14 protein-coding genes are annotated in these 14,856 nt (G+C 36.7%); 13 read left to right on the top strand and 1 reads right to left on the bottom strand.

What is annotated here, in order from left to right; genetic code table 11:
* Positions 1-328 precede the first annotated feature (328 nt).
* The 13 genes from NST60_RS09515 to murB all read left to right on the top strand — a co-directional run bounded on the left by NST60_RS09515 (position 329) and on the right by murB (position 13,859).
* Complete coding sequence (locus tag NST60_RS09515; protein ID WP_016201318.1) at positions 329-652, top strand: DUF3870 domain-containing protein; 324 nt, start codon at positions 329-331, stop codon at positions 650-652.
* Between the two features lie 122 nt (positions 653-774).
* On the top strand, positions 775-1,602 hold the full coding sequence (locus NST60_RS09510; RefSeq protein ID WP_016201317.1) for a M55 family metallopeptidase: 828 nt from the start codon (positions 775-777) through the stop codon (positions 1,600-1,602).
* 13 nt (positions 1,603-1,615) lie between these two features.
* Positions 1,616-2,545 carry an ABC transporter permease gene (locus tag NST60_RS09505; protein ID WP_016201316.1) on the top strand — a complete coding sequence of 310 codons (930 nt, stop codon included), beginning with the start codon at positions 1,616-1,618 and terminating at the stop codon, positions 2,543-2,545.
* 2 nt (positions 2,546-2,547) lie between these two features.
* Positions 2,548-3,510, top strand: a complete 963-nt coding sequence (locus NST60_RS09500) for an ABC transporter permease (RefSeq protein ID WP_169187713.1) — start codon at positions 2,548-2,550, stop codon at positions 3,508-3,510.
* Entirely contained in the window at positions 3,510-4,502 is a 993-nt protein-coding gene (locus tag NST60_RS09495) for an ABC transporter ATP-binding protein (RefSeq protein ID WP_101729062.1), read from the top strand. The genes NST60_RS09500 and NST60_RS09495 overlap by 1 nt, the downstream gene beginning before the upstream one ends.
* Before the next feature lie 104 nt (positions 4,503-4,606).
* Positions 4,607-6,220, top strand: a complete 1,614-nt coding sequence (locus tag NST60_RS09490; protein WP_224427884.1) for a peptide ABC transporter substrate-binding protein — start codon at positions 4,607-4,609, stop codon at positions 6,218-6,220.
* Positions 6,221-6,316: 96 nt separating this feature from the next.
* A complete protein-coding gene (locus tag NST60_RS09485; protein ID WP_254416060.1) occupies positions 6,317-7,237 on the top strand; it encodes a S66 peptidase family protein in 921 nt (306 codons plus the stop codon).
* Positions 7,238-7,816: 579 nt separating this feature from the next.
* Complete coding sequence (locus NST60_RS09480; protein WP_254416061.1) at positions 7,817-8,917, top strand: dipeptide epimerase; 1,101 nt, start codon at positions 7,817-7,819, stop codon at positions 8,915-8,917.
* Entirely contained in the window at positions 8,914-9,831 is a 918-nt protein-coding gene (locus tag NST60_RS09475) for a C40 family peptidase (protein WP_169187718.1), read from the top strand. The genes NST60_RS09480 and NST60_RS09475 overlap by 4 nt, the downstream gene beginning before the upstream one ends.
* Before the next feature lie 13 nt (positions 9,832-9,844).
* Complete coding sequence (locus tag NST60_RS09470; protein ID WP_016201310.1) at positions 9,845-10,804, top strand: ABC transporter ATP-binding protein; 960 nt, start codon at positions 9,845-9,847, stop codon at positions 10,802-10,804.
* 15 nt (positions 10,805-10,819) lie between these two features.
* On the top strand, positions 10,820-11,590 hold the full coding sequence (locus NST60_RS09465) for a serine hydrolase (protein ID WP_341098723.1): 771 nt from the start codon (positions 10,820-10,822) through the stop codon (positions 11,588-11,590).
* A gap of 304 nt (positions 11,591-11,894) precedes the next feature.
* On the top strand, positions 11,895-12,713 hold the full coding sequence (locus tag NST60_RS09460; protein ID WP_341098721.1) for an ABC transporter ATP-binding protein: 819 nt from the start codon (positions 11,895-11,897) through the stop codon (positions 12,711-12,713).
* 234 nt (positions 12,714-12,947) lie between these two features.
* Entirely contained in the window at positions 12,948-13,859 is a 912-nt protein-coding gene (gene murB, locus NST60_RS09455; protein WP_016201307.1) for a UDP-N-acetylmuramate dehydrogenase, read from the top strand.
* A gap of 206 nt (positions 13,860-14,065) precedes the next feature.
* Here the strand turns inward: murB and NST60_RS26765 are convergent, their stop codons facing one another.
* Positions 14,066-14,497 carry a VanZ family protein gene (locus NST60_RS26765; RefSeq protein WP_169187722.1) on the bottom strand — a complete coding sequence of 144 codons (432 nt, stop codon included), beginning with the start codon at positions 14,495-14,497 and terminating at the stop codon, positions 14,066-14,068.
* Between the last annotated feature and the right edge of the window lie 359 nt (positions 14,498-14,856).

The following is a 14,856-nucleotide window of genomic DNA, read 5'->3' as shown; positions in this document are numbered from 1 at the left end:
TCTTACAGTATGAGATTGTTAGAGGTAAATAGATACGTATGTCATCTTTTCTTACGTTATTTGTTAAAATATTTAGAAAATACGCAAAAATGTATTGCGCAAAAAAGAGCGGTGTATTACAATTTTTTATATAATCTAAACTTATCTTATATAGTTAGAAAAATATTCTAACTCCAGCGCAAAGTGATATGGAGAAAAGTCAGTTAATCGTTTTTTCTCGTATTTAAGCAACCGCGCTTTTCTTAAGACATATGCATTGCTTTGAATGTTTATGATTATCTCATAAATATCTCATGCAATATCCAGATGTTTGTAGGGGGAGTATCACATGTATCATGCTAACACTATATATATTATTGGAGAAAGCAAAACTTCCTCTAATAATGCAATTATGCAGCAATACAATGGTTTCTTTATCGCATTAGTTGTAGATAGAGTTTCTCATACGATTGTTGATGCGGAATGTTCTTCAACTATTAATATCACCTCTTCCTTTATTCGATCTATTGTTGTTGGGAAGTCGATGTTAGATACAGACACAGTTTTAAAGGAAGTAGAAAATCGTTATTTTGGATCTTCTCAAAAGGCAGTGATGGTTGCTTTTAAGAATGCCCATATTAAATATAAACAAATAGTAAAAGAATTAGTATAAACTGCTTTTTCTGTTATACGCAGAGGAAATCCAGTTGATAGAGACTTTGTTCTCTATTGGCTGGATTTTTTTATTTTGCACGAATAAAGATGGCTATTAAGAAAAATGTGGGGGGTTTTTTAATGGAGAAAATTTATATGTCAGTTGATATGGAAGGGATAACAGGGTTAATTGATCACACACAGGTTGATTCCAATAAGTTAAATTATGAAAGAAGTCGCATCCTTATGACAGATGAAGCAAACTACGTCGTAACAAGTTTGTTTGACTATGGTGTAGAAGAAGTAGTCGTGAATGATAGTCATAGTAAAATGAATAATTTGTTAGTAGAGAGATTTCATCCGAAAACAAAGCTAATAACAGGGGATGTAAAACCGTATTCGATGGTACAGGGCCTTGATGCTACATATGATGGGGCAATTTTTGTTGGTTATCATGCACGAGCTTCTGTTCCTGGTGTTATGACACATAGCATGATTTTTGGGGTTCGTAATATGTACATAGATGATGTGGTAGTTGGCGAATTAGGGTTTAATGCATATGTCGCGGGATATTATGGCGTTCCTATTCTTCTTGTAGCAGGAGATGATCAAGCTGCAAAAGAAGCAGAGAAACTTATTCCGAATGTAACAACAGCAGTTGTGAAAAATAGTATATCAAGATCGGCAGCTTTGAGTTTGACACCTGTTCAGGCCGGAGAAATATTGAAAGAAAAGACAAAAGAAGCATTAGAAAGGAAAAATCTAGTAAAGCCCTTGGTGCCACCAGCAAGCCCTTTGCTCCGAATAGAGTTTGCAAACTATGGACAAGCAGAATGGGCTCATTTGATGCCAGGAACGGAGATAGAGCAAGGTACCACGATTGTTCGGTTTCAAGCAAAAAGCATTTTAGAGGCCTATCAAGCTATGCTAGTTATGACTGAACTTGCGATGAGAACAACATTTTGTTAGGCGGTGAAGAGCAATGAAATCTTATTATGTAAAGCGCTTTTTCTCGATGCTTGTGACGTTATGGGTCATTATTACGATTACATTCTTTTTAATGCATTTTACACCAGGCTCTCCATTTAATGATGAAAGAACGACAAATGAGGCAATTCAGAAGAACTTAGAGGAGCAATACCATTTAGATAAGCCGTTAATTGTGCAATATGGAATGTATTTAAAACAAATAGCTACCTTTGATTTTGGTATTTCGATAAAAAAGTCTTCTCAAACAGTTAATGAGATGATTGGCAGAGGGTTTCCTGTTTCCTTTGAGCTTGGCATGGTTGCATTAATTGTCGCCGTAATCTCAGGAATTACCCTTGGAGTTGTCGCTTCCCTTAAACACAATGGAGTCATCGACTATTTAGCGATGACAATAGCAGTAATTGGTATTTCCATTCCTAACTTTGTTTTAGCAACAATGCTTATTCAGCAGTTTGCTGTTCATTGGAAAATACTACCTACAGCAACATGGTCAAGCTGGAAGCATATGATTTTACCGACTATAGCACTTGCAACTAGTCCTACTGCTATCATTGCCCGTTTAACAAGAACGAGTATGTTAGAGGTATTAACACAGGATTATATAAAAACGGCAAAGGCGAAGGGGCTTTCTCCATTCAAAATAATCGTAAAACATGCATTACGCAATGCTCTTTTGCCAGTTGTAACATTATTAGGTGCTTTGGCAGCTAGCATTTTAACAGGAACATTCGTCATCGAAAAAATATTTGCTATTCCAGGTATGGGAAAATACTTTGTAGATAGTATTAATAACCGTGATTATCCAGTTATTATGGGGACAACTATTTTTTACAGTACTATTTTAATTATCATGCTATTCCTCGTTGATTTAGCATATGGCATATTGGATCCTAGAATAAAACTTCAGAAGAAGGAGGGATAGCGATGGGCTTGCGTCAGGAAACTTTTTATGAAAAGAAGGAAGAGATTGCTCTTGATGAATGGTTTGTGCCAATACAGAAAAAGCAAGGGGAAGCTGAAGCTGTTGTTCGCCCAAGCCTATCCTATTGGCAGGAAGCGTGGAGGAATTTATGGAAGAATAAATTAGCGATGGTAGCATTATTCTTCTTAACTTTATTAATCATTATGTCTATTATTGGACCGATTATTTCTCCCCATTCGATTTCAGAGCAAAAACTAATTAATCAAAATCAGCCACCTTCTTCAGAATATTGGTTTGGGACAGATAGTTTAGGCAGAGACGTGTTTGCGAGAACTTGGTATGGAGCAAGAATATCATTATTTGTTGGGGTTACTGCAGCTGTTATTGATTTTCTGATAGGGGTAGCCTATGGTGGACTATCGGGATATAAGGGCGGAAAAGTAGATCATATTATGATGAGAATAGTAGAAGTACTATATGGGCTCCCTTATTTATTAATTGTTATTTTAATGTCTGTTGTGATGGGACCAGGGTTAGCGTCTATTATTATCGCCCTATCCATTACAGGATGGGTTGGAATGGCACGTATAGTAAGAGGACAAGTTCTTCAAATAAAAAACTATGAATTTATCTTAGCATCGAAAACCTTTGGAGCTAAAAGTTACAGAATAATTAGAAAAAACCTCCTTCCCAATACAATGGGTCCAATTATCGTTCAGATGACTTTAACAGTTCCATCAGCGATATTTGCTGAAGCATTCTTAAGTTTTTTAGGATTAGGCATCCAAGCACCTTTAACAAGCTGGGGGGTAATGGCGGATGAAGGATTATCTGCCATTTTAACTGGGCATTGGTGGAGATTGTTTTTCCCGACCTTATTTATCTCGCTTACGATGTTTGCTTTCAATGTATTGGGTGATGGACTACAGGATGCGCTGGATCCAAAGCTAAGGGGTGGAAAATAATGACGAACATACTAGAAGTTACTAATCTACAAGTATCTTTCTCCTCTTATGGAGGAGAGGTACAAGCAGTCAGAGGAGTGAATTTTTCATTAAAAAAGGGGGAAACATTAGCTATTGTCGGAGAATCTGGCTGTGGCAAAAGTGTTACATCTCAAACGATTATGCAATTGATTCCAAGTCCACCAGGAAGAATCAAAGATGGATCTATTTTATATAAAGGGATGGATCTGACAAGGCTAAAAGATGAAGACATGAGAAAAATTCGTGGAGCAGATATCTCGATGATTTTTCAAGATCCAATGACAGCTTTAAATCCTACGTTAACTATTGGCGATCAGATTATGGAAGGGATTAAGCAGCATAAGCAAATTTCAAAAGTCGAAGCAAGGAGCAAGGCTATCGAGATGCTTCAATTAGTTGGAATCCCTAATCCAGAAATGAGGTTGAAACAATATCCTCACCAATTTAGTGGGGGGATGAGACAGAGAATTGTGATAGCGATGGCATTGATTTGTGAACCAGAGATTTTGATTGCAGATGAACCTACAACTGCTCTCGATGTAACAATCCAAGCACAGATTCTGGACTTATTCCGAGAAATTCAACAACAGAGAGATGTCTCCATTATTTTAATTACACATGATTTAGGAGTAGTTGCACAAGTAGCAGATCGTGTCGCTGTTATGTATGCGGGAAAAATAGTTGAGATGGGGAATAGAAGAGATATTTTCTACTCTCCCCAGCATCCGTATACAAAGGGACTATTAAATTCTGTACCCAGATTGGACCAAGAAGGAGAGCTAGTCCCAATAGATGGAACACCACCAGATTTATTTTCACCACCAGAGGGATGTTCCTTTGCCGCTAGATGTCCCTATGCAATGGAAGTCTGCAAGAGGGTGTATCCGTTAGAAAGTAATTTAAATGCAGATCATCTAGTTAATTGTTGGCTTCAGGATGAGCGAGCAAAGCGAGTAATGCACACGATCTAATGATGTAAAAAGGAACTGTAGGAAGTTTTATTTTGCTATTTTTTGGCTTTAAAAGAAAAGCCATTTTATAGATTGCTAGATGAAAACGATGTGGGGGGAACACGATGAAAAAGATATGGATAAGTTTTTTGACAATGATAGCAATCTTTACTCTTGCTGCATGTACAGCAAATAGTGATGCAGGGAAGGAAGAGACAAACGGGGAGAAGGAAGAAAAGATATTATATTTAAACAATGGACAAGAGCCTAGTTCTTTTGATCCTCCGATTGGTTTTGATAGTGTTTCTTGGACTGCCTTAAACAATTTAATGGAAGGTTTAACCCGATTGGATAATAATCATGAGCCGCAAGCAGCCATTGCAGAAAACTGGGATGTATCAGAGGACGGAAAAGTATATACATTCCATTTAAGAGACAATGCAAATTGGTCTAATGGAGATCCAGTTACTGCCGGAGATTTTGCTTTTGCATGGAAGCGATTATTAAATCCAGAAACGAAATCGCCAGCTGCTTTCCTCGGATATTTCATTGAAGGGGGAGAAGCATACGCAAACGGAGAAGGTTCGGCAGATGATGTAAAAGTTAAAGTAGTTGATGAAAAGACATTTGAAGTTACATTAACAAGCCCACAGGCTTATTTCCTAAATGTTATTACTAATCCTGCATTTTTCCCGATTAATGAAAAGGTAGCAACGGAAAATCCGGAATGGTTTTCAGAGGCAGATTCATTTGTAGGAAATGGTCCATTTCAATTAACAAAATGGGAGCATGACAGCTATTTTGAGATGGAGAAAAATGAAACGTATTGGGATGCTGATACGGTTAAATTAAATAAAATACATTGGGCAATGGTAGACGATTCCAATACAGAATATCAAATGTTCCAAAATGGAGAATTAGATACTTCGGATGTTCCAGCAGAATTAAGCGAGCAGTTATTTAGTGAAGGAAAAGTAAAAGTAGAAGACCAGGCAGGAACATACTTTTATCGATTTAATGTGACAAAAGAGCCCTTCACAAATAAAAATATTCGTAAAGCTTTTGCTTTAGCTGTTGATCAGCAGCAAATTGTCGATTATGTAACAAAAAATCAGGAGAAGCCTGCGTATGGTTTTGTTTCTTATGGATACTTGGACAATAAAGGGAATGATTTTCGTGAAACGAGTGGAGAGTTAGTAAAAACAAATGTGGAAGAAGCAAAGAAACTACTAGAACAAGGAATGAAGGAAGAAGGATATACAACATTGCCAGAAGTGACGCTCACTTATAGTACTAATGATACACATAAGGCTATAGCAGAAGCTCTACAAGCAATGTTTAAGGATAATCTTGGAGTAGATGTAAAGCTTGCCAATATGGAATCAAGTGTTTTTACACAGGAACAAACAGCATTGAAGCTGCAATTATCCAGAAGCTCTTTCCTTGCAGATTACGGCGATCCAATTAACTTCCTTGAAAACTTTCAGACAGGTTTAGCAATGAATAGAACGGGTTGGTCAAATGCTGAATATGATCAATTAATTAAAGATGCCAAGAATGAATCTGATGAAGCAAAACGGTTTGAATTAATGTATAAAGCAGAAAAGCTATTACTGGATGAGGCACCAATTTTCCCCATCCATTTCTATAATTATGTGTATTTGCAAAATGATAGTGTAACGGGGATTGTTCGTCACCCAGTTGGCTACCTTGAATTAAAATGGGCAGATAAAAAATAAGTAGAGTGAAGAAGGGATGAACGAATAGCATCCCTTCTTTCCTTAAATCATTAGATTATCGCTTTCAGAAAACTAAAAGGGAAAGGGATTAAAAGAGTGATAAAGCCAGAACGTTTAAAAAAAGGAGATACCGTTACCGTTATTGCCCCAGCTAGTCCGCCATCGCTAGACTCTTTACAAAAAGGTATAAGCTATTTGGAAGAAGAATTAGGGCTAAAGGTAAAAGTGGGAGACCATGTTTATGATCAATATGGTTATTTAGCTGGGGAAGATGAAGCTAGATTAACAGATTTAGAGAATGCTTTTCTAGATAAAGAAGTAAAAGGTATTATTTGTGCATGTGGAGGATATGGAACAGCAAGACTGGCAAGTCAGATTAACTATTCGACCATTGCCCAAAATCCAAAAATATTTTGGGGTTATAGTGATATAACTTTTCTGCATACAGCTATCTTTAATAACACTGGATTAGTTACTTTCCATGGCCCAATGCTTTCATCGGATATTGGCAAAGACGACTGTCATCCTTTGTCGAGAAATCTGTTCCAACAATTATTTGAACCGCAAGAAATGATTTATACAGAAGAATACTCAACACTTGAGGTTTTAGTAGAAGGAAAAGCTTCTGGAAAGATTACAGGAGGAAATCTTTCCCTTATCACAAGTTCAATCGGTACACCTTTTGAAATAGATACAAAGTCGAAAATCTTGTTGATGGAAGATGTAAATGAAGAACCACGATCTGTGGATCGTATGCTTAATCAATTAATGCAGGCAGGGAAGCTAACCGATGCAAAAGGAATCGTTATCGGCGACTTTCATCAATGTCATTCTAGAAGAGACAAATCGCTTGCGTTAGAAGAGGTGATAAACCACTACATTCAACAAGCCGGGAAACCGACTATAAAGGGATTTCAAATAGGCCATTGTTCTCCTCATATATCAATCCCGCTTGGTGTTAATGCAGAAATAAATACGAAGGAGAAAGTATTAATGATTGATAGTGGGGTGGAATAAATTAGAAGAGGTTATCCCGCTCTCAACGGAGACCACTGAAAAAGTCTTTTTTTCGTGTGAAATGAAGAGCAAGCATATTGGAAAGTGAAAATAAGGTTGGTTTGGAGAGGCGTCCGCTCGACTCCTATGGGAGCTGCGAGAAAGTCCGAGACCCCGCAGGAACTTAAGAAGCGAGGAGGCTTGGCGCTCGCCCCATAGAAAGCGAGCGGACGCCTCGGAAAACAAATCGATCATCTTATGTTTAAAAAGTGGCTATCGTCCATCATCATTAACTGGCCAGTTTTTCAGTGCCCTCCTCTCAACGGACAGTGAGACTCCCCCTCAAGCTTATGAGTATAGGAGGAAGATAGGTGGGAGATCAACTGTCCGTAAAGGTTCGATTGGTTCAACTAACCATCGGTGGGAATTGCGCTGAGCCTCTGGTGTCTCAGACTCTACGTGAATTTCGGCTTCTCTGTTTTTCCAACTAATCCATTTCTTCTATTGAAAAAACAGCCATTACTTTTGAATAGGAGCAAGTTAATCGAAATATTGAACAGCACAATAAAAATAGACTTTATAAAATAAGGATGATACATAGTGAAAATAACCAGAATAGAGACATTCCGTGTCGCAGTTCCATTAATCAAGCCTTTTAAAACAGCATTACGAACCGTAACCATTGCAGACTCTGTATATGTAAAAATTACATGCGAAAACGGAATTGTTGGTTGGGGAGAAGCACCGCCAACTTTAGTGATAACAGGAGATAGCCTAAAAAGTATTGAAGCATCTATACATGAAGTGTTTAAACCCTTTTTATTGAGTAAAAGCATTTTACAGCTCGAATTACTGCTTCAAGGAATCCAGCAAATTTTAGTAGGAAATGTGAGTGCAAAAGCAGCGATTGATATGGCACTTTATGATTGCTTTTCCCAATACTGTAAACTTCCGCTTTATCAATTATTGGGCGGATATAATAATACATTGGAAACGGATTATACGGTTAGTGTCAATGATCCGATAGAAATGGGAGAAGACGCGGTCTCCTATGTTAACCAAGGGTTTAATGTCTTAAAGATTAAAGTTGGAAAAGATGAACTGCAAACAGATATTAATAGAATAATAGAAATCAGAAGAAGAGTAGGCAATGAAATTAAATTAAGACTAGACGCTAACCAAGGCTGGAACCCAAAAGAAGCTATTACAGCTATACGAAAAATGGAAGATTTAGGACTTAATATCGAATTAGTTGAGCAGCCGGTTAAAGCAGAGGATATACAAGGGCTTAAGAAGGTAACAGATTCAGTAAATACATTAATCATGGCTGATGAAGCTGTATTTACTCCGAAGCAAGCTTTTGAGGTGTTAAAAACACGAAGCGCTGATTTAATTAATATTAAATTAATGAAATCAGGGGGAATCTATCGAGCACAGATTATTAACCATTTAGCTGAAGTTTCTGGAATGGAATGTATGGTCGGAAGTATGATTGAAACTAAATTGGGTATTACTGCGGCAGCGCATTTTGCAGCAAGTAAAAAGAATATAACTCGTTATGATTTTGACGCACCATTGATGCTGGCTGAAGACATAGTGGATGGTGGTGTTCAATATAACGGAAGAAACATAACTTTATCTGATCAACCTGGATTAGGAATAAATCATATTCTTTTACATAAAAAGGAGAATGTGGGATGAAAAAATACGATGTGAAAATAGTGGATGTTCCCGTTGCAACCTTATGGACAAATGAATATTCAGCAAGAGAAATAGATAGTCTGGCAATTGATAATCCTTGTGATATAAAAGCATGGTTAGATAGTCTTGATTATGAAAAGGGACTGGGGCTTTATACAGGTAACTTAGTGCAATCACAAGTATTATACGGGCAAGAGGTATATATCTTGGAAGAAAAAGAGGAATGGGCATTTGTTGCATTGCCCAATCAGGCGTCACAAAAAAATGAACTTGGTTATCCAGGATGGATACCAAAAAAACAATTGATAAAAAAGCAAACGTATTCCTTAGAAAATGGGCCAATTGCAGTTGTTGAAGCATCGATAACAGCTCTCTGTGACGACCATAAAGATGTGATACTGCCATTATGTTTTCAAACACGGTTGCCAGTAAGACGGCAAGAGGGTGAATGGATAGTAGTGATGACACCTACCGGGGAAGGGTGGATAAAAGCAACGGATGTATCCATTTATTCCTCCTCACAAGACGTCCGTAAAGGCACAGGGAAGGATATAGTAAAGCAGGGAGAACGATTTTTGCATCTTGACTATTTATGGGGTGGCATGAGTTCCTACGGTTATGACTGTTCGGGTTTTAGTTACACCATGTGTTTAGCAAATGGTTACTTAATACCAAGAGATGCGAGTGAGCAGGCAGAGACGGGGAGAAATGTTCCTTTAGATGAAATAGAGCCAGGAGATTTATTATTTTTTGCCTATGAGGAAGGGAAAGGAAAGATTCACCATGTAGGTATCTATTATGGAGAAAATAAGTTACTTCATTCCCCCAACACCGGAAAATCAATCGAAATTATTCCTTTAGAAAATACAATCTATGAAAAAGAATTATGTGTAGCAAGAAGATATTGGGAATAAGGAGAGAGAAGGAATGACACAGCAGGTTCTATTAAAAGTGGATAATGTATCGAAGCATTTTGAATTAGAAAAGAATATGACATTACAAGCTGTATCAAATGTATCCTTTCATATCAAGAGAGGGGAAACGTTTGGCATTGTGGGTGAATCAGGCTGTGGTAAATCTACATTGGGTAGAACAATTATTGGATTATATAAAACATCAAATGGACAAATTTTATACAATGATACCAACCTAGAAAGTGTTTCTACAAAGGATACATTTGCGTTTCGCAGAAAGATGCAAATGATCTTTCAAGACCCTTATGCCTCTTTAAACCCTCGTTCTACTGTACGTGAGATTTTGGCAGAGCCTTTGGAAGTCCATGGAGTGTATCAAACAAAGGAAGAAAAAAATGCCCGTATAGATGAACTGTTGGAAAGTGTAGGACTAAATAGAGAACATGCTAATCGATTTCCACATGAGTTTAGTGGGGGCCAAAGGCAAAGAATTGGGATAGCAAGAGCGTTGGCGTTAGAGCCAGAATTTATTATTGCTGACGAACCAATTTCCGCATTAGATGTTTCTGTTCAAGCCCAAGTAGTAAATCTGCTAAAAAGATTACAACGAGAAAAACAATTAACCTATCTATTTATAGCCCATGACTTATCAATGGTAAAGCAAATTAGTGATCGAATTGGTGTAATGTATTTAGGGAATTTAGTGGAACTGACAGATAGTAAAGAGTTATATTCCAATCCACTACACCCTTATACACAGGCACTCCTTTCTGCTATTCCGATTCCAGATCCAGATATAGAGGACAAAAGAGAACGAATTATATTAAAAGGGGAATTACCAAGTCCAGTGGATCCGCCAAGCGGCTGTGTTTTTCGAACGCGTTGCCCGCATGCAATGGATATTTGTACTAATGATAAGCCAGTTTGGCAAGAACGAGAAGATGGCCATTTTGTTGCATGTCATCTTTATTAGGGAATAACGATTAGGATGAATATGGAGATATTAAGCAAACGAATAAACGAAATTGTACAGGAGTATAAGGCTCATGGTCACTTTGGGATAGCTATTGAGTGGAAGGAAAAATGTTTTTACTTTAACGCGAAGGATGTCTTTCCAAGTGCTAGTCTAATTAAATTGCCAATTCTGTTAGAAGGCTTTATGCAGAGCTCAAGTGGAACCTTAGTGTTGGATGATTTAGAAAGGGTTAAAGATATCCAGAAAGTAGGAGGGGCGGGTATCGTTCAATATATGTCCCCACAAAGTCGTTTATCTGTTCATGATCTACTCACTTTAATGATTATTGTTTCAGATAATATGGCAGCCAATTATTTGATTGAACGACTTGGCATAGACAGCGTTAATAGAAGATGTCAGCAGCTTCGGATGTCCTCAACGATTCTCCAGCGCAAAATGATGGACCAAGAAGCAAGAGAAAGAAAACTGGAAAACTATACTTCGCCTTTAGATATTATTCGTTGTTTAAAGGCAATTCAGAACAATAAGAATCAGAGCTGTAAAAAAATCTTATCCCATCAGCAACTTGTTGATAAACTACCGTATTACTTTGAGGAGAATAGTTGTATAAGGATTGCGAATAAAACTGGAGAGTTAGATAAGGTAGAGCATGATTGTGCTATTATAGAGCACGAGGATGAAATGATCTATGTTGCTGTTTTAACAGACCAATTAACGACAAATTTTAAAGGGAAACAAGTTATCCAGTTAATTGGAGCAAGTATTCTTGAATGTTTATCATAAAAAAAGTCTGAACCTATTAGGCAGACTTTTTTTATAAATGAAATGTTTATGCGAAAAAATAAAATCTTGTTAAATATTTTAAACAGTCTTGAATGAAAGCCTAGTTCAAATTATAATAAATAATGAAAATCATTATCAATTATTAAAAAGCGTTCTTATTTAATTAATAAAGAGATAGGTACAAATGCTCTCTTGGAATAAAGAATGAAATAAATGAAAAAATAGGATTAGCAGAATAAAACGAAAATTACTCATCGATTGTTAAAAGGGTATATAGAAAAGTAAGGGAAGGAGAGGAGAAAGCGTGGACATACTATCTACAGATCAATTGAAAATTGGCTATGAAGATAAAATTATCGTTAATGATTTAAATTTACGTGTTCAAGAAGGGAAAATTACTACCATCATTGGACCAAATGGTTGTGGGAAATCGACGATATTAAAAACTCTTGCACGGATTCATAAGGCAAAGGCCGGGTATGTATATTTAGATGGAGAAATGATACACAAAATCCCCACAAAAAAAATTGCCCAAAGAATGGCTGTGCTTCCTCAATCTCCAGAAGCACCGAATGGATTAACAATATTCGATTTAGTTTCCTATGGTCGGTCTCCTCATCAAAAAGGCTTTGGGCGTTTAGGGGAGAAAGACAGAGAAGTAATAAATTGGGCATTGGATGTCACTGGTCTTACGGAGTTGAGGGATCAGGAAGTAGATACCTTATCAGGTGGACAAAGACAAAGAGCGTGGATTGCAATGGCGATTGCACAGGAAACAAATCTTCTGCTTTTAGATGAGCCGACTACTTATTTAGATATGGCCCATCAGCTGGAAGTACTGAAATTATTAAAAAAACTAAATGAAGAAGAAAATCGAACCATTGTGATGGTTATCCATGATTTAAACCATGCAGCAAGATTTTCTGATCATATGGTAGCGATGAGAAACGGACATTTAATGAAAGAAGGAACAGCAGAGGAAGTAATGACCGAAAAGGTTTTGAAAGAAGTTTTTCAAATAGATGCCGTTGTAGTCAAAGACCCTAGAACAAATAAGCCAGCTTGTCTTTCTTACGATTTAATACATCAAAAGGAAAGAGTATTAGTAGCATCTGCTAAGTAATCAATGGAAGAGGATTGCTTAGCTTTTTTTGTTTGGCTGTTTATGTAATATATGGTTATTTTACGGTGAATATTGCTTGTTTCCGCCTTTTCTTAGCATGAAAGGTAGGCGTTTTTCATATAATGGATTGAGTAACGTTTCACATAAATTTGCTTATTATCGTCGTACCTATTTATAATTTTGGTATACTATTAGAATAGTGTAGTCAGAAATATGTATAGAAGGTTGAGATTAATGGATAAGAATATATTGATTAAAAAGTTTCTTGAAATTTTGCCCGAAGAATGTGTAAAGATGGATGAGGCGTTAAATAAATATACGTATACGAAAATTGGTGGAAAGGCTGATTTTTTACTTTTTCCGCTTACGTACGAACAATTACAGTCAGCTTATAAAATAGCACTTAGCGAAAATATGCCAATCACTATTTTAGGAAATGGTTCCAATGTGTTAATTAGAGATGGTGGTATTCGTGGAGTTGTCTTTAATTTAACAAGGCTAGACAAAATTTCCCTTGAAGGTAATAAAGTGATTGCCCAGAGTGGAGCTGCCATTATTGAGACCTCTAGATTTGCCTTAGAACATTCTTTAACAGGATTGGAGTTTGCTTGTGGAATTCCAGGATCTGTAGGTGGTGCGTTATATATGAACGCTGGTGCTTATGGAGGAGAGGTTTCTGACGTATTGCAATCCGCCAAGATATTAACGCGAGCTGGAGAAATTATAATAGTAACAAAAGAGGAATTAGAGCTTGGCTACCGCACAAGTAGTATTGGGAAAAATGGCTGGGTAGCGTTAGAAGGAACTTTTTCTCTTGAAACAGGAGATTATGCAGAAATTAAAGCGAAAATGGATGAACTGACTTTCTTGCGCGAATCAAAACAGCCGTTAGAATATCCTTCATGTGGAAGTGTTTTTAAAAGACCACCAAACTACTTTGCAGGAAAACTTATTCAAGATAGTGGACTTCAAGGAACGAAAATTGGTGGTGCTCAAGTATCTACAAAACATGCAGGTTTTATTGTAAACGTGGAGGATGCCACAGCGAATGATTATTTATCCTTAATAAAGCATGTCCAAAAAACTGTGAAAGCAAACTTTAATGTAGACCTCGAGACAGAAGTAAGAATCATTGGTGAGGAATAAAGAGCAGGCTGTTAATGAAATAAGAACGAAAAGGGCATCTGAAAGAGAGTAATCTTTTTCAGATGCCCTTTTTTTTAAAAGAAGGCTATTTCCGTAAAATTATTGCTCTGCCGCCTTCCTGGCTTTGCCTGTGGAGTCTGGATATCTATGTGTATTCATGCTGCTCAGTATTTCTTCCCTATTGAGTAAAATTTTTTGAAAGTGGCTTAAAAGAAAAAAGATTTATATACTATTCTTCGCACAAATAACCGCATCATTAGATACAGGAAGTAACCAAATATCGCTCCGAAGACATTTAAAATAAAATCATCTATATCTGCCGCTCGATCCATGGTAAAGAAATATTGGATAAGTTCAATAGAAAGAGAACATAGAACAGCAAGCCCTATTGTGACACATGTTCTAAATCGTTTTTTATATAACATAGGCAGGATAAAACCAAAGGGAATAAACAGAATGATATTTCCTAAAGTATATAACATCCAAAAAAAAGGTGGCTTATATTTATATTGATACAAAATTTGGACATAGGGAGTTAAGTTCATTTTCCCCTCGGTTATATTTGGCGGTGAGAAGTGAAAAGGCTTTAATGTTATGTATATGAGTGTCAATAAATAAAAGAAAAAAAGATTGAGCATAAATTCTCTAGAAAATAGGATTGCTTTTCTTTGATTATTTTGATGAATACGAAAATAAATCCATAACGGAACGACAAGGATAAGAATAAAGGGGAAATTTAATAGTAACTGAACTCCGCTTATGGACCATAGTATGATAAACAGAAAGAGGACAATGATAAAAAAAATCCCGTTTTTTAATACTTGCACAGATAATCGAAGTCCTTTCTTTTTTGTTCTCCCAAAAGTATATGTAGGCTTGTTCAAAAGTAGACTATCCAATTGGAACAGGAGCGAATTACTTTACTCTTTGTACGGAAATACGCATACTAGGAGTGAATGCGAGTGTTTGTCTATACATTAATGAAGGAGATGAATTT

The sequence above is a fragment of the Niallia sp. FSL W8-1348 genome (assembly GCF_038006745.1).
Lineage (GTDB): Bacteria > Bacillota > Bacilli > Bacillales > Cytobacillaceae > Niallia > Niallia alba.
This window is presented reverse-complemented; position numbering and strand designations above follow the sequence as displayed.

What these genes read in the sequence shown, in the direction of transcription:
- NST60_RS09515 (WP_016201318.1), top strand. Translation starts at nt 329, where the DNA reads ATGTATCATGCTAACACTATATATATTATTGGAGAAAGCAAAACTTCC.
- NST60_RS09510 (WP_016201317.1), top strand. Translation starts at nt 775, where the DNA reads ATGGAGAAAATTTATATGTCAGTTGATATGGAAGGGATAACAGGGTTA.
- NST60_RS09505 (WP_016201316.1), top strand. Translation starts at nt 1,616, where the DNA reads ATGAAATCTTATTATGTAAAGCGCTTTTTCTCGATGCTTGTGACGTTA.
- NST60_RS09500 (WP_169187713.1), top strand. Translation starts at nt 2,548, where the DNA reads ATGGGCTTGCGTCAGGAAACTTTTTATGAAAAGAAGGAAGAGATTGCT.
- NST60_RS09495 (WP_101729062.1), top strand. Translation starts at nt 3,510, where the DNA reads ATGACGAACATACTAGAAGTTACTAATCTACAAGTATCTTTCTCCTCT.
- NST60_RS09490 (WP_224427884.1), top strand. Translation starts at nt 4,607, where the DNA reads ATGAAAAAGATATGGATAAGTTTTTTGACAATGATAGCAATCTTTACT.
- NST60_RS09475 (WP_169187718.1), top strand. Translation starts at nt 8,914, where the DNA reads ATGAAAAAATACGATGTGAAAATAGTGGATGTTCCCGTTGCAACCTTA.
- NST60_RS09470 (WP_016201310.1), top strand. Translation starts at nt 9,845, where the DNA reads ATGACACAGCAGGTTCTATTAAAAGTGGATAATGTATCGAAGCATTTT.
- NST60_RS09465 (WP_341098723.1), top strand. Translation starts at nt 10,820, where the DNA reads ATGAATATGGAGATATTAAGCAAACGAATAAACGAAATTGTACAGGAG.
- murB (WP_016201307.1), top strand. Translation starts at nt 12,948, where the DNA reads ATGGATAAGAATATATTGATTAAAAAGTTTCTTGAAATTTTGCCCGAA.
- NST60_RS26765 (WP_169187722.1), bottom strand. Translation starts at nt 14,497, where the DNA reads ATGCTCAATCTTTTTTTCTTTTATTTATTGACACTCATATACATAACA.